At 38.9% G+C, this 25,500-nt stretch carries 24 protein-coding genes; 3 read left to right on the top strand and 21 right to left on the bottom strand.

What is annotated here, in order from left to right:
* Positions 1-8 precede the first annotated feature (8 nt).
* Complete coding sequence (locus RTM13_RS05185) at positions 9-455, top strand: glycoside hydrolase family protein (RefSeq protein ID WP_312210697.1); 447 nt, start codon at positions 9-11, stop codon at positions 453-455.
* A 10-nt stretch (positions 456-465) separates the two neighbouring features.
* On the opposite strand, the gene RTM13_RS05180 is transcribed toward RTM13_RS05185, so the two are convergent.
* The 20 genes from RTM13_RS05180 to RTM13_RS05085 form a co-directional block, all read right to left on the bottom strand.
* Entirely contained in the window at positions 466-738 is a 273-nt protein-coding gene (locus RTM13_RS05180; RefSeq protein WP_312210696.1) for a hypothetical protein, read from the bottom strand.
* Positions 739-791: 53 nt separating this feature from the next.
* Entirely contained in the window at positions 792-4,316 is a 3,525-nt protein-coding gene (locus RTM13_RS05175) for a phage tail tip protein (protein ID WP_312210695.1), read from the bottom strand.
* Positions 4,298-4,717 carry a DUF6950 family protein gene (locus RTM13_RS05170; RefSeq protein ID WP_312210693.1) on the bottom strand — a complete coding sequence of 140 codons (420 nt, stop codon included), beginning with the start codon at positions 4,715-4,717 and terminating at the stop codon, positions 4,298-4,300. Before RTM13_RS05170 ends, RTM13_RS05175 begins: the two co-directional genes overlap by 19 nt.
* A complete protein-coding gene (locus RTM13_RS05165; RefSeq protein WP_312210692.1) occupies positions 4,717-5,361 on the bottom strand; it encodes a hypothetical protein in 645 nt (214 codons plus the stop codon). Before RTM13_RS05165 ends, RTM13_RS05170 begins: the two co-directional genes overlap by 1 nt.
* A gap of 1 nt (position 5,362) precedes the next feature.
* Entirely contained in the window at positions 5,363-5,917 is a 555-nt protein-coding gene (locus RTM13_RS05160) for a hypothetical protein (protein WP_312210690.1), read from the bottom strand.
* Between the two features lie 48 nt (positions 5,918-5,965).
* Positions 5,966-8,407 carry a hypothetical protein gene (locus tag RTM13_RS05155; RefSeq protein WP_312210689.1) on the bottom strand — a complete coding sequence of 814 codons (2,442 nt, stop codon included), beginning with the start codon at positions 8,405-8,407 and terminating at the stop codon, positions 5,966-5,968.
* The gene (locus RTM13_RS05150) at positions 8,394-8,765 is read right to left on the bottom strand and encodes a hypothetical protein (RefSeq protein ID WP_312210687.1); all 372 of its coding nucleotides are present in this window, start codon (positions 8,763-8,765) and stop codon (positions 8,394-8,396) included. Before RTM13_RS05150 ends, RTM13_RS05155 begins: the two co-directional genes overlap by 14 nt.
* Positions 8,762-9,052, bottom strand: a complete 291-nt coding sequence (locus RTM13_RS05145; protein WP_312210685.1) for a hypothetical protein — start codon at positions 9,050-9,052, stop codon at positions 8,762-8,764. The genes RTM13_RS05150 and RTM13_RS05145 overlap by 4 nt, the downstream gene beginning before the upstream one ends.
* A gap of 2 nt (positions 9,053-9,054) precedes the next feature.
* Positions 9,055-9,528 carry a hypothetical protein gene (locus RTM13_RS05140; RefSeq protein WP_312210684.1) on the bottom strand — a complete coding sequence of 158 codons (474 nt, stop codon included), beginning with the start codon at positions 9,526-9,528 and terminating at the stop codon, positions 9,055-9,057.
* A gap of 54 nt (positions 9,529-9,582) precedes the next feature.
* Positions 9,583-12,438: a hypothetical protein gene (locus RTM13_RS05135; RefSeq protein WP_312210682.1), complete on the bottom strand. Its 2,856-nt coding sequence runs from the start codon at positions 12,436-12,438 to the stop codon at positions 9,583-9,585.
* The gene (locus RTM13_RS05130) at positions 12,438-14,123 is read right to left on the bottom strand and encodes a hypothetical protein (protein WP_312210680.1); all 1,686 of its coding nucleotides are present in this window, start codon (positions 14,121-14,123) and stop codon (positions 12,438-12,440) included. The genes RTM13_RS05135 and RTM13_RS05130 overlap by 1 nt, the downstream gene beginning before the upstream one ends.
* A gap of 2 nt (positions 14,124-14,125) precedes the next feature.
* On the bottom strand, positions 14,126-14,527 hold the full coding sequence (locus RTM13_RS05125; RefSeq protein ID WP_312210678.1) for a hypothetical protein: 402 nt from the start codon (positions 14,525-14,527) through the stop codon (positions 14,126-14,128).
* A 35-nt stretch (positions 14,528-14,562) separates the two neighbouring features.
* Positions 14,563-14,859: a hypothetical protein gene (locus tag RTM13_RS05120; RefSeq protein WP_312210677.1), complete on the bottom strand. Its 297-nt coding sequence runs from the start codon at positions 14,857-14,859 to the stop codon at positions 14,563-14,565.
* Between the two features lie 4 nt (positions 14,860-14,863).
* Complete coding sequence (locus tag RTM13_RS05115) at positions 14,864-16,714, bottom strand: HK97 family phage prohead protease (protein ID WP_312210675.1); 1,851 nt, start codon at positions 16,712-16,714, stop codon at positions 14,864-14,866.
* Complete coding sequence (locus RTM13_RS05110; protein WP_312210673.1) at positions 16,662-18,179, bottom strand: phage portal protein; 1,518 nt, start codon at positions 18,177-18,179, stop codon at positions 16,662-16,664. The genes RTM13_RS05115 and RTM13_RS05110 overlap by 53 nt, the downstream gene beginning before the upstream one ends.
* Entirely contained in the window at positions 18,179-18,667 is a 489-nt protein-coding gene (locus RTM13_RS05105) for a hypothetical protein (protein ID WP_312210671.1), read from the bottom strand. Before RTM13_RS05105 ends, RTM13_RS05110 begins: the two co-directional genes overlap by 1 nt.
* An 11-nt stretch (positions 18,668-18,678) precedes the next feature.
* Positions 18,679-20,601, bottom strand: coding sequence for a terminase gpA endonuclease subunit (locus RTM13_RS05100; protein ID WP_312210669.1), 1,923 nt, complete (start codon positions 20,599-20,601; stop codon positions 18,679-18,681).
* Positions 20,507-21,046, bottom strand: a complete 540-nt coding sequence (locus RTM13_RS05095) for a hypothetical protein (RefSeq protein ID WP_312210667.1) — start codon at positions 21,044-21,046, stop codon at positions 20,507-20,509. Before RTM13_RS05095 ends, RTM13_RS05100 begins: the two co-directional genes overlap by 95 nt.
* A 321-nt stretch (positions 21,047-21,367) precedes the next feature.
* The gene (locus RTM13_RS05090) at positions 21,368-22,081 is read right to left on the bottom strand and encodes a hypothetical protein (protein WP_312210666.1); all 714 of its coding nucleotides are present in this window, start codon (positions 22,079-22,081) and stop codon (positions 21,368-21,370) included.
* Between the two features lie 257 nt (positions 22,082-22,338).
* On the bottom strand, positions 22,339-22,917 hold the full coding sequence (locus RTM13_RS05085; protein WP_312210664.1) for a hypothetical protein: 579 nt from the start codon (positions 22,915-22,917) through the stop codon (positions 22,339-22,341).
* Between the two features lie 304 nt (positions 22,918-23,221).
* Here RTM13_RS05085 and RTM13_RS05080 point away from each other — a divergent pair, with 304 nt between their 5' ends.
* On the top strand, positions 23,222-23,974 hold the full coding sequence (locus tag RTM13_RS05080; RefSeq protein ID WP_312210662.1) for a DUF3944 domain-containing protein: 753 nt from the start codon (positions 23,222-23,224) through the stop codon (positions 23,972-23,974).
* Between the two features lie 89 nt (positions 23,975-24,063).
* A complete protein-coding gene (locus RTM13_RS05075) occupies positions 24,064-24,453 on the top strand; it encodes a hypothetical protein (protein ID WP_312210660.1) in 390 nt (129 codons plus the stop codon).
* Between the two features lie 212 nt (positions 24,454-24,665).
* On the opposite strand, the gene RTM13_RS05070 is transcribed toward RTM13_RS05075, so the two are convergent.
* Entirely contained in the window at positions 24,666-25,025 is a 360-nt protein-coding gene (locus RTM13_RS05070) for a nuclear transport factor 2 family protein (RefSeq protein WP_312210658.1), read from the bottom strand.
* Positions 25,026-25,500: the final 475 nt, after the last annotated feature.

Raw genomic sequence — 25,500 nt, 5'->3', positions numbered from 1 at the left:
TTACATAAATGGAATTAAAAGAACGATTAAAAATCTATGAAGGTACGAAAGAGTATCAGGCAAAGTTTAAATACTTTAGAGATGGGAAATTTTACCCCTATGCAGATTCATTAGGAAAAATGACCGTGGGTTATGGTCATCTAATCAAGTCCGGGGAAGATTATAGTAAGGGTCTTACTGAAGAAGAAACAGATAAACTACTATCAAAAGATCTCGCAACTGCGGTACTTGCGGTACAATCATTAGGTTTAGATGTACCATATGACTGGAATGATTTTTTAGTGTTGATGGTTTTTCAACTCGGTTTAGGTGGAGTACAGAAGTTTGTAAAAATGATTGCTGCCCTAAAAGCTAAAAACTATAAAGAGGCAGTAGTACAGGTTAAGGATTCTCGGTGGTATCGACAAACGCCATTCCGCATTATGGATATGTTAGGTCAATTACAAAACAAATAACAAAGGGGCATTATGCCCCTTTTGTATTTTCTAAAATTGTCAGAATCTTTTCAACTTTCAAATTCATCTGGTTAATTTGATTCTCAAGACTCTTAAGCATTTTCTTCATTTCATCTTGTTCTGTTTCAAGGCGTTCAATCGTACTTTCGGCAAGTACAACCTTAGTTTCGATTGTACTTACTCTTTTCTGTAAATCTTCTGTATCAGAACTCTTATCACGGTAGATTGACCATAAAAGGGCAATACCTGCGATGATTAATGATACGATAGTACCAATGTCCATATGTACCTCATTATTGTTATTATTATCGGTATGGGGTATGCACCCCATATTATTTATCCATTACTGACCGGATTTTCACCCGCACGGTATAACCAAATATCTACCCTGTCACCGACTGAATCGCCATATGTTAATGCACAACTACCAGAACGATCATCCTGTGCCATAACATATATGTAGTTCATTTTACCCCGCCCTACTGCTGGTATTAATAAATTATCGACTCTATGTGTGAATGGAGCATATTTACCACCTGTGCCAGCATCATATGATGCGACTAATCTATTGTCGATACCATCACCACCAACAAATACTTGGTAAAGATTCCATTTCACCGCCGATAAGATCATTTTTATATTACTATTCATTATGCGGTCAAAATCTTCGCCATTAATACGTAATACTGTATAAAGTTGGTTAGCAGTAGGTTTACCACCCCATATATTTGGACTTGTAGTAATACCTGATGTTTGTGGCCTGCACTGATCTCCAACAATTCTTGCAGCAGATAGAGTACCTCTAATGGTACAGCTATCGTTGATAGTTACGTTATCCAAAGTACCGGAAGTTGCCTGAATATTACCTCTGACATTCACGTTACCAAAATTTGCAGTACCGTTCTTATTAATCATCCAGCCATTAACACCATCCCAATTAGTACTTTGTAGTTGTTGAGAAATTTTGGCAGAATCGATAATACCATCCTGGAGGTGAAAATTAAGTACGCTCAATCGGGCAATTTTACTTGAGTCTACTGCCTCGGACTGTATTTTCGCTCGTGAGACACTTAAATCATTTATCATGGCCTCATTGATCGAGGCAGTACCTATTACTGTGGAATTAATATAAGTTTTCCCATTCTGTACAACAAATGGATAAACTTTATCACTCTGCTTTGCACTATCTGTACTGATGATACTAAAGCGATCTGCCATAACCGTAAACACAGAATCTTTTTCATCTGCGGCTAAAGCGATACCTGTAACGTTACCATTATTGGATACTTGTACCTGCCAACGTGAACCAAGTTCATCTACGATCTGTTTCTCAACAATACCAGTAGCTACATCGCTTTTCAGAAGATTATCGACTACATCATCATTGAGCTTACTGTACGGTACTTTAGTATTCTGGTTAAAGCCAATAGTCGGCGACCATACTAATTCATCCTGTCCAAACTGATCGTAGGCAGCTACACGAGCGTACCAGGAACCATCCTCTATCCCGAAGGAGGTACTGTAACGGTTAGTAGAGCTGAAGTACTTTGCACCTGAACTAAACCCCTCATCCTTAGCGATCTGCATAACAATACCTGCATAGTCCGGTACGTTCGATTCTGTCCAGTCAATGAATACTGAGTCAAAACCGCTACGTAGGTTGATACCTAACAGTTGTGGATGTTGTGGGTTACTAACTTCAATCTGTACCTCTTCTGAGTAGATACCTGTACCGTAACCATGTGCGATAATACCGAATACTCTGTAACGGCTTAGACCATCACTGGTATTCATGGCAAAGGTATAGGTCCAATCATTAGTAGTTGTATAGTACGATTTGATGTACTTGCGATAACGGTCATATACGCGAACCTCATAGTACTTAAAGAAGTCAGCAAAGGTTTTACCATTAACTACTATAGAGCTTTGATCGTCCCAACGGAAAATAAAATCTTGTGCGTAAGTTTGGTTTAGACTTAAATCATCATTTACCATATCCAGATTAGTGATCTTCGGTAATGCAAAGATCACCTGTGGCATCTGGTTATATAGTGCAACTAACTCTGAAGAGTACCCAAGCGTGTTGTATGCCTCAATACCAAAATCGTATTGAACACCATATATGAGATTTAAAATTTCAAAACTGGTTGAGTACTGGCCTACGTTCCCAATGTTGATCCAGGTAGTGGAATCACTACGTTTGTACCGAATCTTGTAACCACGTACTGAGGTATCTTGTGAAAGATCCCATGAGAGTAGTACCGCGTTACCAGAGGCCGTAGCACCTAATCGCTGTGCTCGTAGGTTACTCGGTGGTGCAACATAGGTAGGGTTAGGTAGATTGGTTAACCCGTTCTGTGGGAACTTACCCGGATCTTTACCCTGATAGATACCATCGTCATATGATATTGCAGTAATCTGGATGATACCCGTTTTATCTACTGTCATTGGTATAGTACGAGATACTACACGGTACTTATTATTTTCAAAGCCAGCTTCTTTAAAGCTAATAGTGAATACATCAAATACTTTCATATCTGTAACGTAAGTATTAAAAGTGATTGTATTGTGAATGTACTTGGATTTTAATAGCTCAATATTACTAAGGGTGGCTAATTGGGTTTTATCCTGAATCCATTTATAGTTTAAGTCTTTCTTAATGATGTAACCATCTTTAACTACTGTCTCATTATTGATTGCATCAGAAGGATAACGAATAATATCTTCTGAATAATCATTATCTGGATTCGTATAAGTACTATCAAGTACGTTCAGGTACTCAGACTTTGAACCAGTAGTAATATTCACATTACCGATAATATTACTTTCGTCAAAATGCTGTACTGCAAGATCTGGTGCATCAACAGTTATATAAAGCACACCATTAGATTCATATAGAACACCACCGAAAGTACTTAACATGGCTTCAATATTTTCTTTGAACGATTTATCGTACTGTATAGAACCGTTCGAATAAAAATGATTCACCTTACAGTAGTTAGCCATATTACGAAAACTTGTAATATCGATATCGTTAGGATTCATACCAAAACCAAACTCTGTATTAGTTATAAAATCGTAAAGTTGGCTTGGAGGGTTAGAGCTTGGTTTTTTAATATTATCCGTTAGGTCATAGATTAGACGGCCTTTCATCTCAACAGATAATGTATAGTTTTCATTTGTTAAAATACCATCAATGAGACTATCATTAGTTTTTTTGATTACACTACAAATTTGAACTAAACCATCACCACGCATTTCATCAGTCCAGCGACTACCGCCATACTGACGTGCTAATGTCATTGAACCACCATAGGTAGGTTTACCGAAACGTACCTCAAGTTGAAGGTAATTTCTAAATTTTGGAATCATTAATGATGCAGGTATCTGGCCTTCTGAGGTAATGAATGCCCCATCAACAAGTATTGGTGCGTTATCGATATATATTTGTTTTATTACACCGCCACCTTCTGTACCTGCACCCGGTTCAAGGCCAATCTCCCCAATAGCAATAGCATGTACCGTACATAATTGGTTAGACGTACCATTATGTACGTTCTGCCAAACAACAATCGAACCTACCTTAACAAATGCCTCATCAAGATTGTTTTTATTAGTACCGCCATATACAATGGGTACGCCAGTACTCGGACTCGTTGACCGTGCATTACTACTACCGGTACTTGGATAATTAACCCCCGACTGACCAATATTCATCATTTGTGATGAGCTAATATATGATAATGCCGCCGAACCTATACCGATAGCTACGATTGCCAGTACAGATAGACCTGCTGCATATGCGGCTGCCGCTGCACTGGCTCCGGCGATGAGGGCTACCCCTAAAGCTGCAATTGCCATTGTTCATTACTCCCCGTAAATCTGTATATTTTTTGTTTTTGATCGGGGTTGTAATAAGAAACGATATACTTAGTTTTATCTTCTGAAAGTACTATAACCTTGCCACGCCAGTACACAGTACTGTGACCTGCTGCAATAATAATATCCCCATCCAATGGTTCTTTAACTAATTTGCCCTTCTCTTTACACAACCCAAGTAATGTAGGAAATGAGCAACTTTCTCTTGCATATTTTCTACCTGCTGTTGGTGTATTATATTTTTGATAGATTTCATCACGGTAATTTGTACCTGTGATCATATCAATTACTGTGAGTACCATAATGTGACAATCATTTTCACCATAAACTAATGGCTCTCCTGCCAAAGTACTTAAGTACTCTGTTATAAATCCATTTTTCATTATTTCTTACTACTCTTCCAGTTTTGCTCACTCGCATTAAGTATCCCGATTAGGTCAAAGAATTTATCCCCCGGATGCATACTCTGGTGTATGCTGGTACTTGATAGTAAGCGTTGAGTTTGATCTAATTTTTTCCAGATACTATTCAGGTTTACTGTTGTTGTATTAGTAGTGTCTGTACCCTGCACACTGAAATCTGAGCTGAAGTAATCTACATACCCACTAAAGATTCTGTATGCATAAAGTATTGAACCATTGGCAGGATTAACAATACCCATCCAGATATTAACCTTGGCATCATTCCATAGGCCACGTAATGCCATTGATAGATAGTCCTGACTAACATTACTTACCTTGAATGATGTACCATTATTGTTAATCTGATTCTTCTCTACATAGTTTGCAAAGCTTGAATCAAGAAAGTCTGGTACAGATTGATAAACGATACCGTTATAGTTCTGATCTGCAATTGAGTCTGTCAGATAGATATTACTGCCCTGTGATGGGAGTAAATCAACTAACTTAACCATAATTCCGCACTGGTATAATTCTTTTTCTGTAAGAGTACTTTTATTGTCACCCCTCATCATGTTCCAGTAGTTCACCAGTACCGGATTGTTTAGTACATTATTTGGAATTGACATACTACCCCCTGATATTTTCGGTGGCTTGTATAGTTACTTCCATTACATTAGTACTTGGTAACTGATAGGTAGAGTTCTGAGGCGTTAGGATGAAAGAACCCTGTAGGTTGTCATACTTGAGTACTTCACTCGTCTGGATAGCTCTCGTTAAGCCTGGGAATATAGTTAAGGTATAACCATTGTTACTGACAACTCTATATAGTTTTTTATGTCCACTGAATTGTACTAAGCTACCAACCTCTAATGTATTTTGGGTAACGTCAATAGAAGTAGCTCCCGCCCCTCTTGCACCTGTAACCTGAATACCAGATGTTTGAGTACCAGTATATGTACCCCACCATCCTAGAGACATATCAAATGGCTTACCATATGCATATGATGCATAGAAATTTGCTAACTCATTTCGATATTTCTTGTTTAAAGTTATTTTGAAACTGAGGGTATAGTATTGTACTCCAACCATACGGGTAATAGTTTCACCCGACCATGTTTGATTTTGATACTGTGGGATATTATCAGATAGTACATAGTCGCTGATTAATGCGTTATTTAACATTTAATAATCCTTTATTAATAAGCCCACATCCTGTGGGCTACATTGTATTTATACGTTCTTCTTCTGAGACTTACGAATTACCTGTACTAAAGTATCGGCGTGCTTATCACACATTGCCTGAAATTTACTATCTGAAAGTTCACCAGCATTTTGGATGATTAATGGTGCTTCGATTTTGATATCACCAGAACCACTACTTCCCTGACTGCTTAAGTACTTTGTAAGATCCTGGTTCAGTGACTTACCTACTACACGTTCACCTTTTTCAAGGTTGTATGTTCCAGTACTAGGTAAAGAGTCCCAACCATCATGTGCCTGACCCTGGATTTTTGTATTTTTTATGGTACTCATGATCTTTGCACCTTCGGCTGCTACTTTTAACCCGGCTGGTATACCAAGAGGCCAACCAAGTTTCATAGCTTCAGATACACCCTGTTGTATGTTGATCATACTCTGAGCCACCGCTACGCCTTTGGAGATCGCGAAACTTGCAACGGCTGCGGCGTTCGACTCGCCAAAAGCCCCGGCCATCATCGTACCGAGATCTTGTGCACCAGTTGCGTACATGGTTAGTGTCTTGTTAGCAGCATCGGTATTAGCCTGGGCGATCTTATTACTGGTGGCATCATTGATTGCTGCCATACGATCCTGGTACTGCTGATACCCAAGAAGTTTCGCTTCGTATAGTTGTTGGTTAAGTGCAAGTTCTGCCTGTCCATCAGTATTGATCTTATCAAGGGTACTTTGTCCTGCTGTCATCTGGAACGGATCGGTACTATCAATACCTAATCGTTCATCCTGAGAGTTCTGTATGTCTGTGAGCTGAGTACCGCTAATGTTGTTACCACCGATTGCGGCAATGTTCTGTGCCAGCTTCTTTGGATCTGATTCGTTCAACATAGATTCAACCATCTCTTTGAACATACGGGTACGGGACTCGTACTGGCCTTTCAGCATTTCTGTAACTTCTGCTTCTGACGTTCCTAACGTTTTGGCACTATCCCGGATACGAGTTTCGATAGCGTCCTGTTGTTCATTGAACTGTTGTACCTGTACCTGTGCACCAGAACCGGCGATAGCGGTTAGAGTTTGCTGAAGAACCTTCTGTGCCTGAATGCGTTTGGCATCTGCCTGTCTCTGAGCGGCGGCAGCCTTTTGAGCGGCGGCTTCAGCCTTCTTCTTTGCCGCCTCGGCTTCCTTGTCCTCAGAAGCAGTAAGACTTTTTACAAGATCCTCTCTTTTCTTCTTATAACCTTCAGTTAGGGTATCAATATCTGCCTGCATAGCTTTGGAGTTACCGCCATAAGCTTTAAGTAAACTCTTCTCAATTGCTTCTTTAGTTTGTTTGTACTGTACATCCAGTGCATCGATTGAAGCCTGAGTAGATTGTTTTGCGGTCTGGAAAGTTTTCATAGAAGCGGTAATAGTACTTTTCTCAACACCTTTGTTATATTCGGTGATAGTACTTTTCAGATTATCTAAGTTGGCCTGAGCAAGCCCTACGGCAAAACTTAAATTATTTGTGAGTTGCTTAGTATCTTTTTCATTTTGCTGTGCTAACTGCCAACCATAAATTGAACTATTTTTTAGAAGATTTTGATCTGCATCTTTTTGATATTGTTTAACAAGATCAATACCCTGCTGACCAGTCGCAGCAGCGGCTGCTGCAACAGGCTTACTGTTCAGAATGCGAGTCATTAGATTTAAAATATCTGCAAGATTACTCGCAATAGGTGCAATTGCAGAATTATTCCATTTTTCCCACGCAATACTTAATGTTGCAGTACTCGCACGATACTTTTCAAATGCTGCACTTTGTTCCTCAGTTAGCTGTACTTGTTGAGTACTTAAACGGTTGTTATATTCTTGTTCACTATTATATTGTTGAAGTACAGTTAAACGTTTAGCTGCATCACTACCCATAGTTTCAAACATATTAACCAATTGTGAAGTACTAAGACCTTGTGCCTTAGCAGCAAAATAAATTTTTGCATATACATCTTCGCCAGCATCTGCCATTTTTTGTAATTCGAGTACATTAAGTTTTAGAGGTTGAATTACATCGGTAAGCATTGACCCAGCTCCGTTTGTAAGTGCATCACCCAAGCGATCTTTTAAATCTTTTTGTTGGTCTGCTACATTCTCAATAGTTAGACCAACTGCGGCATACATGTTTGCCATTTGCTGTAACTGCGTAATTCCCATCTGGGATAAAGAACCAGCCTGAAAGATTTCAAAAGCCTTTTCTGACTGTGCGGAAACTTTTGCCATTGTTGCCGCAATTGCAATACCCGCAACACCTACTGCCCCAGCTAAACTACTTACGGCTATTTGTGTTTGTGACAGTCCAGTGGTAATACCAGAGAATGATCCCCCTGCCCTGTTACTAAAATCACCAATACTATTTGCGGCATTTTTCAATGATCTTTGTAGTCCAGATTCATCACCCCGAATTTCAAATATCATTGCCTGTGTATTATTCTGTGCCATTTGATTTTACTCCCATCCATGTGAGCATATTATTTTTATTTTGTTCTGCGATCCGCTTCTCTCTTTCTGCATGTTTTTCGGCTAACGTTTTATCAGAAATCAAATTCAATGAATCAAGCTCATGTATATTGAACTTTGGAATATCCTCTTTTCTGATATTACCAGTACTAAGCCATATAGCCTGTAGTAGTTCAGTATGCCGAATTTGTTTTATCTGTGCAGAATCGGGATTAACTGTTTCGTTATAAATTAGCAGGTAGTAGAAAAGCAAAATGGGCATAGTGCAGAGTTCGTCCACACCACACCCATTTTTATTAATCAGTGATAAAGCTAATTTGAGAACCGGATCGCGTCTCACTTTGCTTCAACTTCTTCCGGTTTAAAAGCTTCGGCAAATACCCGACCAATTTCATTGTTTAATTTTAATTGAATAGTTAGATCTACATTTTTTTCAACTTGTTCTGCTGAATCAAAAATCTGCTTACCAGTTTCATCAACAACACAATAGAAAATTGCTTTGAATGGATCTGCTACTTCGACATTATCTTTAATTGATGGAAGGCGAATATAAACAGTAACGTCATCAGTAAGTTCGAAACGAGTTAGTTTTACACCGATGACTTTCATTAAAGTATCAAAATCCATCGTTATTCTCCTAATGTTTCACCCTGAGCTACTGGACCGCCAACTACAGAAACAACAAAATCACGAGTTGAGATTGTGTCAAAATCACCTCCAGGGGTAGACGAACCCACGTAACCATTTACAACAGAGTAATAAGCCGCCCCGTTTGTATCTGCCATGTTTTCAAAATACGTAACTTTAACCTGAATTAGTTTTCCAGAAATTTGAGCCGCTGCGAGTTTTTCCTGACCAACTGCACCTGGACGCCATAGTACTGATAGTGTTAGATCTGGTACGCTACGAGAACCGGGAACTTTTTGAACATATTGTTCACCAAAAACATTAACAGTTACCATATTGGTTTCAATACCCGCCGCAGCAGGAAACGCACTTAAATGTTCAAGAGTTGTGAAAGACGTTGCAAGCCCGCCATCTGCTGGAGCATCTGCAATTTCAACCTTTACGTTATTACCAACGAAATTTTTACTAAAAGCCATAATTTTAATCCTTTAAAATGTAGGGTGAAATTCCTTTTCACCCCTTCTTCTTATTTATATATAAAGGTTGTAGTACTTCATATAAAGTGCTAAACCTCTTAGTAGTTCCCCTGTATAGAATCCAAAGTACATACTGTTATTTTGTTCTGTGGTTTCATTACCGCTTCTGATAGCAGGACTCCAGCAGCCATTCATTACATGATTTGGTGTAATTACATCGTAGTTATTCTGAATCTCTGTAAACAATAGATCTAATAGCTCATGATCTGGATAACCTGCGATTGCCATCATTGATGCACCTGCTAACCATAATCCAGACATATGACCTGTGAAACCATCATAGAGTACATCACCATTATCTTTAAAATATGTTGGTGCATGTCCATCATTATTTTTCATAAACCATTTCAGGTAGTTCATCCAGTTTTGACAGTACGTTATGATGTTTTGAGGTATTGCATAATCTCCACGTTGATAGAGTTCATGTACTACATCGCAGCCCGCAAAAAATGCACGAGGTTCATAACCTGACCAGGCTTCAGCGTACCAGTGCTGCATGATAAACGTATCTGGTTCTTCACCTTCAGGTAAGTACGCCAATGCATCCTGTCTGTTCCATACAAAAGCCTGTGCACATGGGCCAGGTAATGTTGGTTTGAACTTATTAGTAAACCAGTTTTGTGCATCGCAGAGGAAATTGATACTATTTTTTAATCTTACCTCATCAATGTTATTACCACTAAAACACCATATAGCGGGCAATTGATACCCAGGATATGGTAATCCTCGCCATCCAGAGTACAATTGTGCATATGGGTCTGTTATATTGCTGAAAGGGATTAACCCTGGCGTATATGCAAGGCTATCTAACATGTATTGCTTTATCGTACAGTCACCCAAACGAGCGGTATAACCATTACCAGTACTATCATTAAATGTCAGATTGAGTAGTACCGAATAATCACCTGTACCGCCATCATCATAAAGTTCTGGCAGATCATTAATACAATACCAGTCAATACGCCCCGAAACTCCATCTACCGGCTCATCATCAAGTAGTAACGTAAATTCTTCACGTCCTGTTAATGTAGGTTGTACCGGAATTAAATCAGGTTGTATCTCTGCCCCATCTTCTGGATCAGTTACTAATGGATGGTCTGGTTGATAGCTATTAAGTTTAAAATCTGTTAGTACAAAACTCTTTGTAACCCATTCACCATTTGTAGCTGGCAGCATAGCCCACCAACGCCAGTTGTTATCATCACTGATACGAAAGTTAAAATTATCGTTATAACTTCTGTAAGTGAAAGAAATTATATCCTGCTTTTCATTATCGAAAATGTAGAAACCTACAACCATCCCCCCGTCACTATCCATAGTACTGGAGATTACGTTATCATAGTACCTTCCAGCAATACCGGATTCGTACTGAAGTTTGGTAACAGTATTTGAACCATAATCACTCACCATACGTAGATCGGCTGTTAGGTACTGCCCGCCGTCTGGTTTACTGATACGGGTAAAGTGATTCATTGGTACGTTCATTGCGGTGATACTGCCATCTGTAGTAGTAATCGGTAAGCCACAACGGTACTTGACTGCACCATCTTCTGTTTTAGTTTTATTTACAGTCAATGCCACTGCTAAACTCAAAGCACTACCGGTAGTATCAACACCGCCATATTCAACATAGAAATTACTGGCATTATTGAACTTAAACCATATTGATTGTTGTTCTAATGTAGTCTGTGCTGTTGCAGCCTGATTAATAACAATGAACCCTTGCTCATCTCGTGAGTATGTTGCTACCTGATCGCTGGGATAGAAGTAGTCATAAGAAATACCATCAGTAAAAGGGGTAATCGCTGCGGTACTTTTACGAAAGAACTGATCGTACTTATCGATATCAGAGTACCCAATACATGTAATCAGTGAGTTCTGCCACGCTAACCAGTACTGACGATCCCCCGTAATATCCCATAGTAATTTACTGGCCTGACAGAACCAGAGTTCTGCATCAGAGGCATTGTCTGCAAAATCAAGATCGCCATAGTTATCGATAGGTACATGTACGGGTCTGTTATGCCAACGTTCATTACGTCCCAGCAGATAGCCGCCATGTTCTACCGGGTTACGTGTAGCATAGTTGAAGCGGTACATACCATTGATGGAGGTATCCTTGAGCTGTACTGTACCTATCTGACTGGTTAACCCAGCCTCAAGTACATCACCATTACTATCTACCTTCCTGCCAGTACGATCTACTATCCAATCTACATCATAAGTTGGTGCTTTGTTCTTCCAGTCAGTAGAACCTTCAGCATCCCACATATATACCGTTGCGTTAACCTGGTTCCATCCTAATGATGCACGTTCTGGAAAAGCAAACCATACAGCATCTAAGTACTCGCCCCATTGAGGTTCACCATGAGGTATCTGTGTACGTCCGTTAGTCCAGTTGAAAACTACCCCTTTGAAGCCCCCATGAGTTGGGTACTCTGGATCTAATGGATAGTTTGCAAGTACCGGTTCCTTGCCATTAGCAATCCAGTTACAACGTAAAGTACCATCCGGTGGATCTGGAAATGGTACGCCACGATAGAAGGCCAGGTGATACCCACCAAAGTACTTTTTAGCAAGTTCAAGGTACTTTGGTTCCTTAGTAGCTTGATAGGCATATATAGCACCCAGGATCGCTAATGACTGTCCCTCTGTAGTACTGTCAGAGTCTGGTTGTGATTCCCACTGAGTTTCTGCAATAAAATGTCTGTTATTTGCCAGTACATAATCTGGATTGAAAACGAAATGCTGTGTTTTGTTATTTGTTGTTAATCCAGTGTTTCTATCCAAAAATTTTAAATGCCCTTCGATCATTTGCAGAGCATTGCTTAAATTACTTTTCCTGATCATTAATGTAAATCCGCCATGAGTAGAGAACCGTACCAGGTACTGCCCCCGTCTACGGATAAAAATTGAAAAATATCTACAGAATCCTTAGTAAAAGTTAGTACCGGAGGACGCCCATAAGACCACTTAACATTGCTGGGCCACTGGATTTTATTTGCACCTGTCCCCTGAGTAATGCATACGGTCACTGTCTGACTGTTCTTATTACCGCCAGCATTGATAATTGATAGCTGAGTATTCGGTACTGATAAAGTAGCCGTGAAAGTACGTTTACCATCGGACATATCAAGTTCCAAGGTTTCTTCAACGGTATTTAGATTTTTAATATCTTGTGTAATTGTTACTTTAGTATCGATGTTTGCCTGTAGTGCAGTATCTTTTGCATCAATCTGTGCTTTTGAGTAAGTACCGACATCATTGTAATTCAACGTAACAGCAGAACTTAAAGGATAACCATTGATAGTAGTAATACGTAGGGCAAAGAGATCATTACTTTGCTGGCGACTATATACATCCGAAATATCGGCGGCAACTAACTGAATGTTTGTACCTGATAGTGGCTTATTATTGATTAAGTAAGTTTTTGGTACGAAAGTACTATTACTATAACTTAAGCTTGCCATATCCGTTAGCTGTGCTGCCGTCAGAGTAATATTACCTGTCAGTGGTAATCCGTTTACAGTAACGCTTTTTGCAACAAAGTTGGTATTAACCTGAGTCTGTGAATAAACATCCAAAATATCTGACGCTACGAGGTTCAGTGAAGTACCCGATAGTGCATGTCCGTTAAGTTGAAAAATCTTTGGTAAGTACTTAGCGTCGGCCTGTGTCTTTGAGTACACATCAGAGATATCGGCTGCTAAGAGAGTGATGTTACTGGTAAGTACCTTACCGTTTACTGTACGGGTATTGGGTACATAGTTAGCAAGATCACTGGCGGCTGCTGCACCAAGTTCCTGTAGTGTAGGTTTATCAGCACTTGTATAGACCTTGTACCATGCCCCCATAGAAGCACTGGAGTAGTTACGTACATCGATAACCGGTGTACCTGTCTTACTTACTACGAGCTGAGTACCATAACCTGCATCCAGGTTAGAGATACCGAGCATATCAGTACCCGTTCTGGAAGAACCAGAAGGTACTTTGACGAATGCGTTACCATCACGGCCCTGGTAACTACTGAACTCTGCCCCATTAGAACCAATACCCCAATTACCACGGTATAGTTCTACCTGAGATTGATCGATGATACCTGATGACACCCTCGCATTTGGCATGAACACATAGGTACGTGTAATGACGTTATCGTAGCCGGATGTATCGCCACGGGATGACAGATGCCCGTTGTACATTACATAGTTGATTGTAGTGTCGTCGATACCCTCATCTGGCATCTCTACCTTGACCTGTACCAGCTCCTGAGACTCTACAAGTGCATCGAGGGTACTATGTACTGAGGGTACATAACTTACCTGTATGGTCATATCCTGATAGGTACTCTCAGCCATAGCTCTGGAAGTGTACTCAGCGTTGTAGGTCTCTACAGATCTGCTTGCAGTACTTTCACCGAGGCTGGGAAAAGCTGAGAGTTGTTGTACCTTACTGAATGCTTTTGAGTTCGGATCGGTATTGGAAGTATCGGTACTCAACCATACGGAGGTTAAGTTACCTGTAAAAATTTGTCCCATGATTATTCCCCATAACTAAATGAAATTGTTTGTGTATGTACGTATGGGGTTTCTGCTGCTTCGGCCTGATTTGTCATCAGACTCTCTTCAATACGAATATTGAAAATAGACATTGCCAGAGTACTGTTTAGTTCGTCGAAAAAATCTGGAGTAAAAAGTGCTGTAATTAATTTTTCTATTTCATCAGAAGCACCCTTGAAACTCTGACCTACAGATACAAACTCAACCCTGAACTCACATAAATTACGTAAATCCGATGGTACTAACTGACCATTCTGAATTTGATTAGCTTTTGAGATTTGAGTACGGGTAACATTACTGTCTCCAATATATACCATTGCGTTTTTATCTACTGAAGCTTTCGAGGGGTATTGAAGGTTAATAAAAGTACTTAATTTATTCATCAGATGTTTTCTGATTGCATAGTCTGCCGTGAACATTAGATATCCCCTAAATCGATATTTTTTATATAGTGATAATTTGAGAGACCACTAAGATCATCTTCAATTCTATTTATTTTGTATTCTGTATTATCGATAGAGAATATACTGTCAAGTTCCAGACCAGACTTTGCAGTGAAATATGTAGTAGTTACCTGCACATCTTCAAAAAAAATCTCGTCCTGTTCAAATATGGCTTTTATAGTTATTGATTTACCATCCTGAACAATGACGAGATTTTCCCCGAAAGCATTAAGTAGTAGCTCACTTTGTGAAGTACTAAAAAATGCTCTCATATTTTTATGCCCCTACGCGTAGAACATAGAAACTTTCTGGACGAGCTACAGCAGTACTCATCGTCGCCCAAATTCTTAGGTACAGACCGCCGCGTGCCCTTGAGGTTGTTGCATCTTTATCGAGTTCAACATCAGAACCCCATTGTGCGATAACGATCTGAGAATAGTCACCTAGAACTACCTGACCATCTTCAACGAGGGTACTTTCAATTACTGGAATCTCACCCGCAAGTACCTGAGAAGTACCCTGGCCCTCAACGAGGAACTTAGCACTGGTATTACCCTTAACAACTTGCTTACGTAGTGCAGCACGAGTTTTTGGGGACATAACAGCAACAATACTTGAACTAATAACATTTTTAGAACCAAGTTCGCCCATTGCATCAACTACTGCATCGAAATCAATATTTGCAAGAGCTGCAACTTCTTTAACATTGCCAGCTTTTTCAGCTTCAGTAATAACATTACCTAAAACATGTTTTTCAAGTTGAGATGCAGCACCTTTGATCATTGCATCTGTGGTGTAACGTTCTGCCGCAGAGCTGGATTTCATCATTAGGCGAGTAAGGTACACAGACCCAGTAAAATCTTTCGGCTCTAAAGTTACTTTACCAAACGCTGGGGTAGCTTCTGGAGAACTGCCATCTTCTGCGACAAAACCAAAAGCATCAGTAAAATCAGAAGATAGTGCAGGTAGAGATAGTTTGCCGTCACCTTCAAGACCACTAATTACAGTGATTGGGAAGTTTGCAAGTACAGAATTAGCACGTAGAATATCGATATATGAATCATATTCGATAGTTTCCTGAATCAGATTAGTACCAACAGTGGTATTAACTGCACGTAGTGCCTGGTTAGGTACAACTACGCCACGTTTACCCTGTTCAAATGCAGACATATCATCATCATTTGCAAAAGCACGTAGGGAGTTCTTTAGAGAAAATTCATTTTTCATTTCATCATCCTTGATGTTATTTTTATCATTAATTTGACGTTTAAAATCGGCCACGCTAATTCCATTAGCAATTGCATCCGATACATCAATATTTAGTACATTACCGATAGAAGTAAGCTCGTGCTGGCGTTCTGCTTCAGCAAAATCTTCCATTACAGGTTCTTCTTCGATTGTTTCTTGTTTAGTTAATTTATTTAGTAACTCTGGACGATTAGAGATAATGTCTAATAGTTCTTCATCACTTTGTTCTGCACGGGTAGCTACTTCTTCTTTGAGTACTTCAGTTTCCTGTACTTCTTCTTGAATAACTTCCGTTTCACTTACAGGTTCATCAATGTCCTGTTTTGTCTCTTCCATGAGTTCACCTTCTTGAATTGTTTCACTGTTACTATTTAGTAAATTCAATTCATTAAGGTTTTCATTTGCGTCAATACTTCTGCCAACCTGACAATTAGTATCTGCCGGGATACTTACAAGAGATATTTCTAAGGGGGTGAACTTCGTAACTACAATATTGTTTTCTTCAATACGGTAATCATCAATGTTATATCCAACAGAAATATGAGTAAGTACCCCTTCCTGAATCATCTCCCATTCATCATTTGCGGTATTACTGATACGAAGAGTGGCACGACCTACCCTGTCCGGGTCCAGACGTGCATCAATTACTGCACCAATAAGAGCATCACGATTATGGTTGTAAAGTACTGCACCAGAGTTATTAAGGCGGCGTAAATCTACATTCTCTGAGCCACACAGAAGAATTTCGTTGTATAACTCACCATTAATTTCTCGTTCTACGGGTTGTTCACTACAGAACGATACGGAGATAGTACGTGAGTCTAAATTAATCGCCTGGTGGGGTACTTGTAGTTCCCTCTTGTTGTTCTTGAGTTCCATCCTGGATCACTTCCTGTTTATTATTATTTTGCTTTTCTTCCTCTTCTATTTCACGCTGGACAACATACGGATCATATCCAAACTCAGAAATAACCATTGAACGGCTCTTGATTTTATTATCAATCATGAGTACTTGAGTCTGCACATCTTTGAGTGGGTCGAGTGAGGTAGCAGTTTCCGAAATATATTTAGCATTAAGTAACTTATCGAAATCACCAAAATTCAGATTTAACTTTCTATTACTTAACATTTCCCTTTTAAGCCACATTGCATAAATTGGTTTTAAGATAGTAGTAGTTAAAGCATTGATTCTTGATTTGAATGTCTGTTGCTGTAGCTTGTCAGTAAGTTTTGCTGCTGAGAATGAAGCGTTTGCAGTTGAACCACTCAATGACTGTTCAGTAATACCTAATGCCATTGCAATCATTTGCATCTGAGTAGAAACGAACTCTGTAATTCCGTCTGTTGCTCCATTTGGGTTTACACTCGTAATGTTCTGTCCCGGTTGTAGTTCAACAATACTACCGCCAGAGAGATAATCATTTTCATAGTACTCTGGTTTATCATCATTGATAAAATCAGTATCACCATCTGAAGAGTCTGCGTTTAAAATGAATGCAGTAGCACTTGCCGAAAGTTTTTTAGAAACAATGGCAGCCTTAATAAAAGACTCAAGATCTTTTAATAATGTAGTACCTGCGATTATGTCCGGGATTCCGCGTTGTTGAGCAGGATAATCGCTTACCATCAGATGTAACATACGTGATGCCGGGATAACATCATAAGTACCAGTCTGGTACGTGTAATTGATTGGATTCAGGCGAGTTACATAGTACTCAATAGGTTTACCGTACTGATCGAATCTAATACCGTTAGAAATATAGCTATTGTCATTAAACATACGGTTTCCAGATACTGGAACACGTAAAGAATCAATCAATTCGAACTTAACATTACCATCAATTTCATGGCAAATTACAAAAGCTTCACCATCAATACTTCGTGTACGTTCAACTAAACGCTGAAAAGAAGCTAAATCTAACTTACCATTTACTGAAAATAGTTCTGGGTTTTCGGCATATTTATAGAAAGCTTTCTCTAATTCTTCATTTACTATGAGGTTCTGTGCATTATCATCATATAAATGTACATCAGGACGGATGTACAGGCCAGAAGCCCCGGTTACACCATCACTGTTGACTTGAAAGAACTTTTTGGCAATACCATTATTCAGGCTATACTCGCGTGATTTTGCTACCAGTACGGGCAATGTGAGATTGATAATACTATTGATATTACCTGCTGCATTTCCTGCCGAAAAGCCGAAATTAATTACAGAGGATTGAGTATTAGTACGTACATCACGTAATTCACGTTTTAGGGTTGAATCTGTAAGAGGTTTACGGTCTTGTTTTGTTTTGTGTTCTTTATTATCTTTTAAATCTAATTTTCTACGCCACGCCATTATGTCCCCCTGTTAAATGTTGTTACTGATTTAATGGGGTTACGTGTCGCAATGCCCTTCATACGTGCATATTCCTGGTTTGCGAGCTTCGTATAATGTGCACGAAGTTTATGTAGTGCATCCAGTGACTCAGTAGTGAGGCTTTTGTTATTAATTGATTGGGTAATTACCCCACCATTCTCTACTTTTGATGAGATAACAATATTGATCTCATCAATAATTTTCATATATTGATTGTACTTACTTGCTGTTGCAGTAGGATCGACAACCTGAAAGACTCGTACTTCAAAACCAGAATCATTGATGATTGCAGTTTGTGCACCCGTTTTCCAGCCAGAGGTATCAATTGGTTGATACGGAAATGAATAGGTAGTTTTAATACCTTCACTATCAACAATATCAATTACAGAATCAGCAGAAAAATCAAATATAACTTTTTCACCCTGGATGATATCTTTACTAAAATCTATCTTCCGAATAGTTGCCATTTTTAATTTCCTTATTCATTAAACCAACTTTTAGTACTCAATCGCTTCCTACGTTTGTTCTGTATTGGTTCTTCGGCGTTTGGTACATCGTCGGTTTGTGTTTCTTCCTTATATTTATGCCTTGCCTGATTATTGTTATATTGTTTGAGCTTTCTATAGGCATCTGTACCTAATTTATTTAACATGTACTCAATGCTTATTAGGTTATAGTTGAGTGTATCGAGCATCTCATTTCGATCTTCTTTCGAACCACTACGCTTTACCCAGACTAATTGACCGCCCTTAACAATTCTTTTTTCGCTCGTATATTGCAAGAATGCATCATCTGGTAATGAATGACTAAAAATTATTCTTTTGCCTTCATGTGCTTCATCATTAATTGCAGCATTCAATAATCTACGGATTCGGTTCTTACCCTCATTAACATTAAGCAACATGAATTTATAACCACTTGAAGTACTTTCTTTATAGAGGGGGATCGTAGTACGTCCATCACCCTTAATTGGCTTGTACTTCTCATTACCCTTCTCATTACAGAAGCGGTAGATAGTATTGGTTGCGGCCCCGTTGGAGCTGTCTACCCATACCTGTAGAATCCTTAGAGGCGTACCGTTCTTAGTTTTTAAATTAAGATTATTAATAAAGCTTTTGAGTTCTTTATAGGCTGGGGAACCATACTTATTACAGTCCACGGCATAAAAAGAGCGGTGATCAAGTACATAGTAAGCAGATGGAGATAATCCTACACAGGTAAGTTCAAGACGATCTAATTGTTGGTCAACTGCAAAAAATGTTCCTACGCAATCATCAGGAATATTATTAATATCAATATCGAAGTTTCTAAGCTGCTCTAATACTGTTAAATCATGTTCTACATTTTCCCTATCAAAGTACGGTTCGCCTAAAGAGTTGTTTACGAATTGCATTAGATCAAAATTCTTAAACGCTTCGGCATAATCAAGTACTAATTTCCGAATTGAGGAAACTGGAGAGTACAAGCGTGAAATGTGATAACCCCGTACATCAGTTATCTCTGGATGGGTTGCAATCCATCTACCTAACGATACCGCCCTTACCCGTTCTGCTTCAGTATACTGGTGCTTGCATTCAGGACATTCCAGGTATGCAGTATCTGCATCAGGGATCGTTCTTCGCCCACCATCAATACTTTTCCATTTGAACTTAACATTCTCCCATACCAGACGTTCTTCTACTCCGCACGCCGGGCAAGGTACATGAAAGTACCGCTTATCCGACATTTCGAACTCCTGGCAGATAGGATCTTCTGGTACGAGTGGGGTACTACACATCATGATTAGTGAATCTCGAAATGATTCACAACGCTGTGAAACTAACGCTATTGGGTTTCCTTCCTCACCATCAGTAGATACCCCAGATATTTCATCACAAAATACACGCTTCGCCGTGAGACCACGTAGAGTTGATGGGGAATTAAGGGATACAAAGTAGTTAAAAGTACCAACGGTTGTTTCCTGGGTATTGGCATCGTTAGTTTTGGTTTTATCGTTTTTACTTGTTATTAGCCTGGCAAGGCTTGGGGTTAACTGGATAGTTGGATCGTACTTACCGTTCTTATACTTCTTGATTGTATTTGCCGTAGTGCCTGCGATTACCATATTTGAGGGATCATGTGCGAGGAAATATAGGGAAGCTCCAGTAACTATTGTCGTCTTAAGTAATTGTGCTGAGGACATTAAACAAATCTTACGTACACCCGGTTCTATAATTGCATTCAGTGGCTCCTGCTGGAACTTGTACAAACGCATGGGAGATCCCTGTAACTCACCGTCACAGAACTTTAAATTATTCTCTACCCAATCACTTGGAAGTACTTTCTCTGGTGGCAATATTGCCTGTACCGACTTGTTCAAAATGCGAATCATTTTCCTCTGATTCTGAAACTCCATTTTCATCTTCTTCTTCCTCATACTCGTAACTTCCAATGTCACGAAGTACTTCATCAATTTTATCTCTTAATATAATCCTTAGATGATTTGCATCTTCACTTGCAAATAGTTCTATGTAGGTTGTATTTGGTATGCCACGTAACATTGATTTTAGTTGATGAAAGTACCCTGATAATGTTTCGGTAACGTAATCAACCTCTATCAAATTTTTTCGTTTTAGGTCTGCTTCCATCTCTTCAATATCTGCTTTTGCCCTGGCTAACCTTAGTTGTTCTTTTTGAGTTTCTTCTCTTAAATCTGTTTGGCCTCTAAGTGGGATTAAAATATTGTCAGTTACCCACTGGTAAATCTCATCATCAGTTTGAGTAATATCCAGCCCTCTTGATTTCCAGTCACGGCTTACAGTTACCGGGTCATAACCATAAATTCTTGCTAATTGTTGATAGGTCATTTGTACCTCATGATATTGTACTGAATGAATGGGTTTTAAAACCTCACACACATTAAAAAGAACGAGCGGCGAAACTACTCGATCTTTCAAAATCTGGCGGAGAACCTATCTGGGATGCTCTCTGTCGCTCTGTGAGATGCATTGTGACTGAATATGCAAAGGTACATGTAATTTTCAGCCCTTCCCATATCGCGTCTTGTTAAGCATTTAGCGGGCATAAAAAAACCCACAGCACTACTGCTATGGGTTATTTATCATTTAGTTATAGTTAGTACGACAGTACTATTTTTTTGTCCGGGTCAGCCACTTTTTTCAAGTGCTTTATTTTGCTGATATAAAGAACGTTATCAATCCTTCGTTAGTTTGTAAAATTGAATATCGTTTCCCATCAACAAAAACCTCATCATTTGGGTACTTATGTTTTACTAGTCCCATAACTATATCTGCCGATTTGCCGCTTTTCATTTCATTGTCCCCTAATGTTGCAGATACTGTTGATAGGACTGTGTGCAGAACATCGAATCCGCTTTGCATACTGCCATTGCCCATAGTGATAATCATCATACTGGTTATCATTCCGGTAGCGTTATCGGATGTAATCAAAACTGCATTGTGATCATTAAGTTCCTGTTTTGATAACGTTGAATTTTCGTTTTTTTCTGTATCAAAATGAACCTTGAATTTTGAACCCAGATCTACAAGGTTTTTTTGCATACGTTTAGTCAGAGTCTCAACATTAATACCAATCGATTTCTTTGGGACGGAATCAACAGCACTGTTATCACCTTCAGTGTTCTTGCTGGTACTAGCACTACTTACAGTATTGGTGGTGCTTTCAGTACTGGAATCATCAAAATAGATAATTGATGCTATTAAACATATAAAGCCAACAACAGCTCCACCTAAAGTACCTGAAAGTCTGGACATCAGTTTATTATTATTCTTTTCCTGCATATTACTAGAGATTGTACACCCAGCTATCGCCCATGCCAATAAACCAATACCCAATGGAGCCAGTATGCTAACACTACTCATTATTATTCCTTAATTGTGGTTCTTTGTTGATAACGAGATAATGCTCCAATCTCTAAATTTTATCAATGTCTGCCCTTAGAATTTGGGTCATCTAAATTGGAGTCTAGCCCATCTTAGGCTCGTGGCATGCTCTTGTGTGTTATCCTCGCATCCTCATTCCAGAGCCAGTTAAGTACTACGGCCTGTAGTGTACGCGAGTAGTACTACATTAAGTCTATAACTGGAACGAGTACATACTTGAAACTATGATGTATGCACTATATGAGCATCTGTAAGCTATTGAACGATACTGGCCTGTACTCACCCTGTACCGCCCATACACCTGCATCACGTAGTATGGATAGATGCTGTCTGTTCTTTATTGGTACTATGAGCTTGTCGCAGTACTGCCCTAGGTTCTTGAGAATGATTGGGAAGATATCTCGATCTATATGTTCCTTGGTAAATGTTCTATCCAGCCTCGCTACCTCAACCACCCCAGCAACAAGGGGGATCGTACTACTGGTATAGGCTCCTACTCCATCCAGCCATACCCCACCTTTAGAACAATCGGTAGTAGTTGTCAGGTACTTCAGGAAAGGTAGTTCTGTGGCCTGGGTATCTGTCTCTGTACTGATTACACAGAAGAGGTTGTTGTTACTGAACCAATTACCCATTCTGCGTACCTCACGGATCTGTTGGGTATGTATGTGCTCCCGTATGTGTGCCGCTTCCCGACTACTACTACCAACTATCATCCGGCAGCCGTTGATCTCAACTCTGGTTTCAAGCTCAACGCCCAACAATTTTCCGTTTAAAGCCGAAGTGATTGGTACTGCAAAATTTTCAATTTTCATTCCGATCCTTCAAGGGGGAATCCTTAGTTAACTTATTGATATTGATCATTTTTTATGTGTTTCATGTCAATACCCTTCCCCCTACCTGATCCTGGGAGTGAACATTTTTTAAATCATTGGGGTGACAGGTTGTGTCACAAGATGTCTTTTTTGGATGAAGGATAAATGGTCAATAATGCAGCAAAGCAAGTTGATGGGACTTTACAAACACTTATGATTGTTAGAGCATAAGAAATAATCTAATAAAGACCGATTTGTACAATTAGCGTTCGATAATCCAAATATTTTAAATGGAGTTTTACACATGGCATACCGTGACGATTCAGATCTTGAGTTTTTGTCAAAATGTTCTGATAAAGATCTTAGTGGCTTGGTTGAATGTTTAATTTATGATAAAGATGGTGAGACCCGCTGGACTGAAGAACTTTCTGCAAATGAGATGTATAAAAAATACAAACCTCAGCATAGCAAGTATTGGCAAGAAATTGCAGCAGAAATTCAATGCTTTGGTGGGAACACATTTGCCACTATGTTGCGTGGTGGTAAGGGCGTCAAATATAAAGAAGTACTAATCGACGTCTGTGATAAAATGAAAGTAAATTACAATAAAGATAGTTCTGTTGAGGTTATTGAGCAGAGTTTATTGCTTAAAGTACTTCGTGATGCTTTAGAGAAAATGACTCCAGAAGAATTGAAAAAATTCGCGAGTGAAGTTGGTGTCAAAAATACCAGTGGTATTACAAGTGAAACTTTAGTTACTGCATTTCAAGTAATTTTTAGAAGCGGTGGCTTTAAATCTTATCAATTGACGTTAGTTCTTGCCAATACGATCTTAAAAGCGTTAATTGGTCGCGGTTTATCTTTTGGTGGTAATATTCTTCTTACAAGAACTATGGCCGTACTTACTGGCCCTATTGGTTGGGCGATAACTGCTATATGGACAATGATTGATGTTGGTGGGGCTGCATATCGGGTTACTATTCCAGCAGTAATTCAGGTTGCTGCACTCCGCAGCAAAATTTCAAATAATATTGCTGACGAAATAGATTTTAATTAGTTTGTAATTTTACCGAACGAGTAGAAATACTCGTTCCCATCCTGTAATTTATAATCATTTAGATGAAGCCGAAACGCTTAGGGGATTAAATGCTTATCATTCCAATGTTTGATAACGAAAAAGAAATGCTTTTAGAATCATTCGACAAAAATGATTCTTTGTATATCGACAATGATGAAGAACCATATTTTAGTACTTTACGGTTTTTCTTAAATGGTTCACCAAGTGACCTTTGGGTTGATAAGTTCACATCAGATTATAGTAATTTCTTTCCGAAAGATGACTCGTACTCCATTGAATTTGACGGTAACAAATTAATAGTAAGAGATCATTATGTCGAGCTTGAGTCATTACAAGAATATGTAAACCAGCTTAAGCTGTTGTTTTCTTCAACTAATCAATACTTTAAAGACAAAGAAGACAATAATAAATCTAAAGAATTACGTTTCAATAACATAGTTGATAATTTAGAGATCTAACATTTAAAAATACTACTCTCGCATCACCTAACAAACCAACCCACCAGATGTGAGAGTAGTACCGGATCATTCTAATGATGGTTCATATCTTAATGCAATGAGATTTTTAGGGTTTAACTCATAGTTAGTCAGCCTGTAGGGTTACACATGGAATAACCCTTGTACTGCTTACCTTGAACTGCCAGTACCGTAATGTACTGGCACTTCTGTCTTTATTCTGACTCAAAACTGATGAACTGAATTTTCCATTTACCGTTGATCTTAATCCAATTCTCAATGAAGTTAGTTTGAGTAATATTATCACCATCATGTATTGCAGCTCTACCGGTAACACAAGCAATATTCTTGAACTCACGAATTTGTAGATCGCTTTCACTTCTTTTCAACTTCACGATGTTTTCTTTATTTTCCAAAATTCTTTTTAACTGGATTTCTTTAGTTAGAAACTTTTGACCATTAGTCGATAAAAACCATTCAGTTTGGAGGTAGGCAAGTTGTTCGGTATCAGCATAATAAAAAGCGTTATACCATTCATTTCTAACAATTACTAAATTTGCACTTACAGTATTCATAGAATCTTCCTTTATCTATTGATGAATCTGAGAGCGATAGTACTACACCCTACCTACCAACAAACCAACCCATTAAGGTAGGGGTAGTACCGAATCATTTTAATAATAGTGCATATCGTAATGCAATGAGATTGTTAGGATAAAACTCATGGTTAATCTGTCTATAGGGTACTAAGGTTACTCATGGAGTACCCCTTGTATGTGCTCACTTTAAGCAGCCAGTACCGCAATGTACTGGCATTTTTTTCATTTATTGGATAGGTACTCTCTAACTGCCGTTTAAGGTATTGAATAGTACTTAAGTGTGGGATATAGAACTTCGTGAATATCGCGTATTGTACAACTATCCATCAATCCTTAAACCTACGTGTTTAGGTAGTTTTGTTAAAATTTTGTTTACAGATGTTTGTTCAATGTTAAGCTGCCCTGGAAAACTATGTTGTACCCGTGTTGGCTCATTTGAGAAGCCAGTACT

This window comes from Pseudescherichia sp., assembly GCF_031979925.1.
In the GTDB taxonomy this organism is placed as follows: Bacteria; Pseudomonadota; Gammaproteobacteria; order Enterobacterales; family Enterobacteriaceae; genus Pseudescherichia.
Note: the sequence above shows the minus strand (reverse complement) of the source record. Positions and strands in the feature narration are given on the sequence as shown.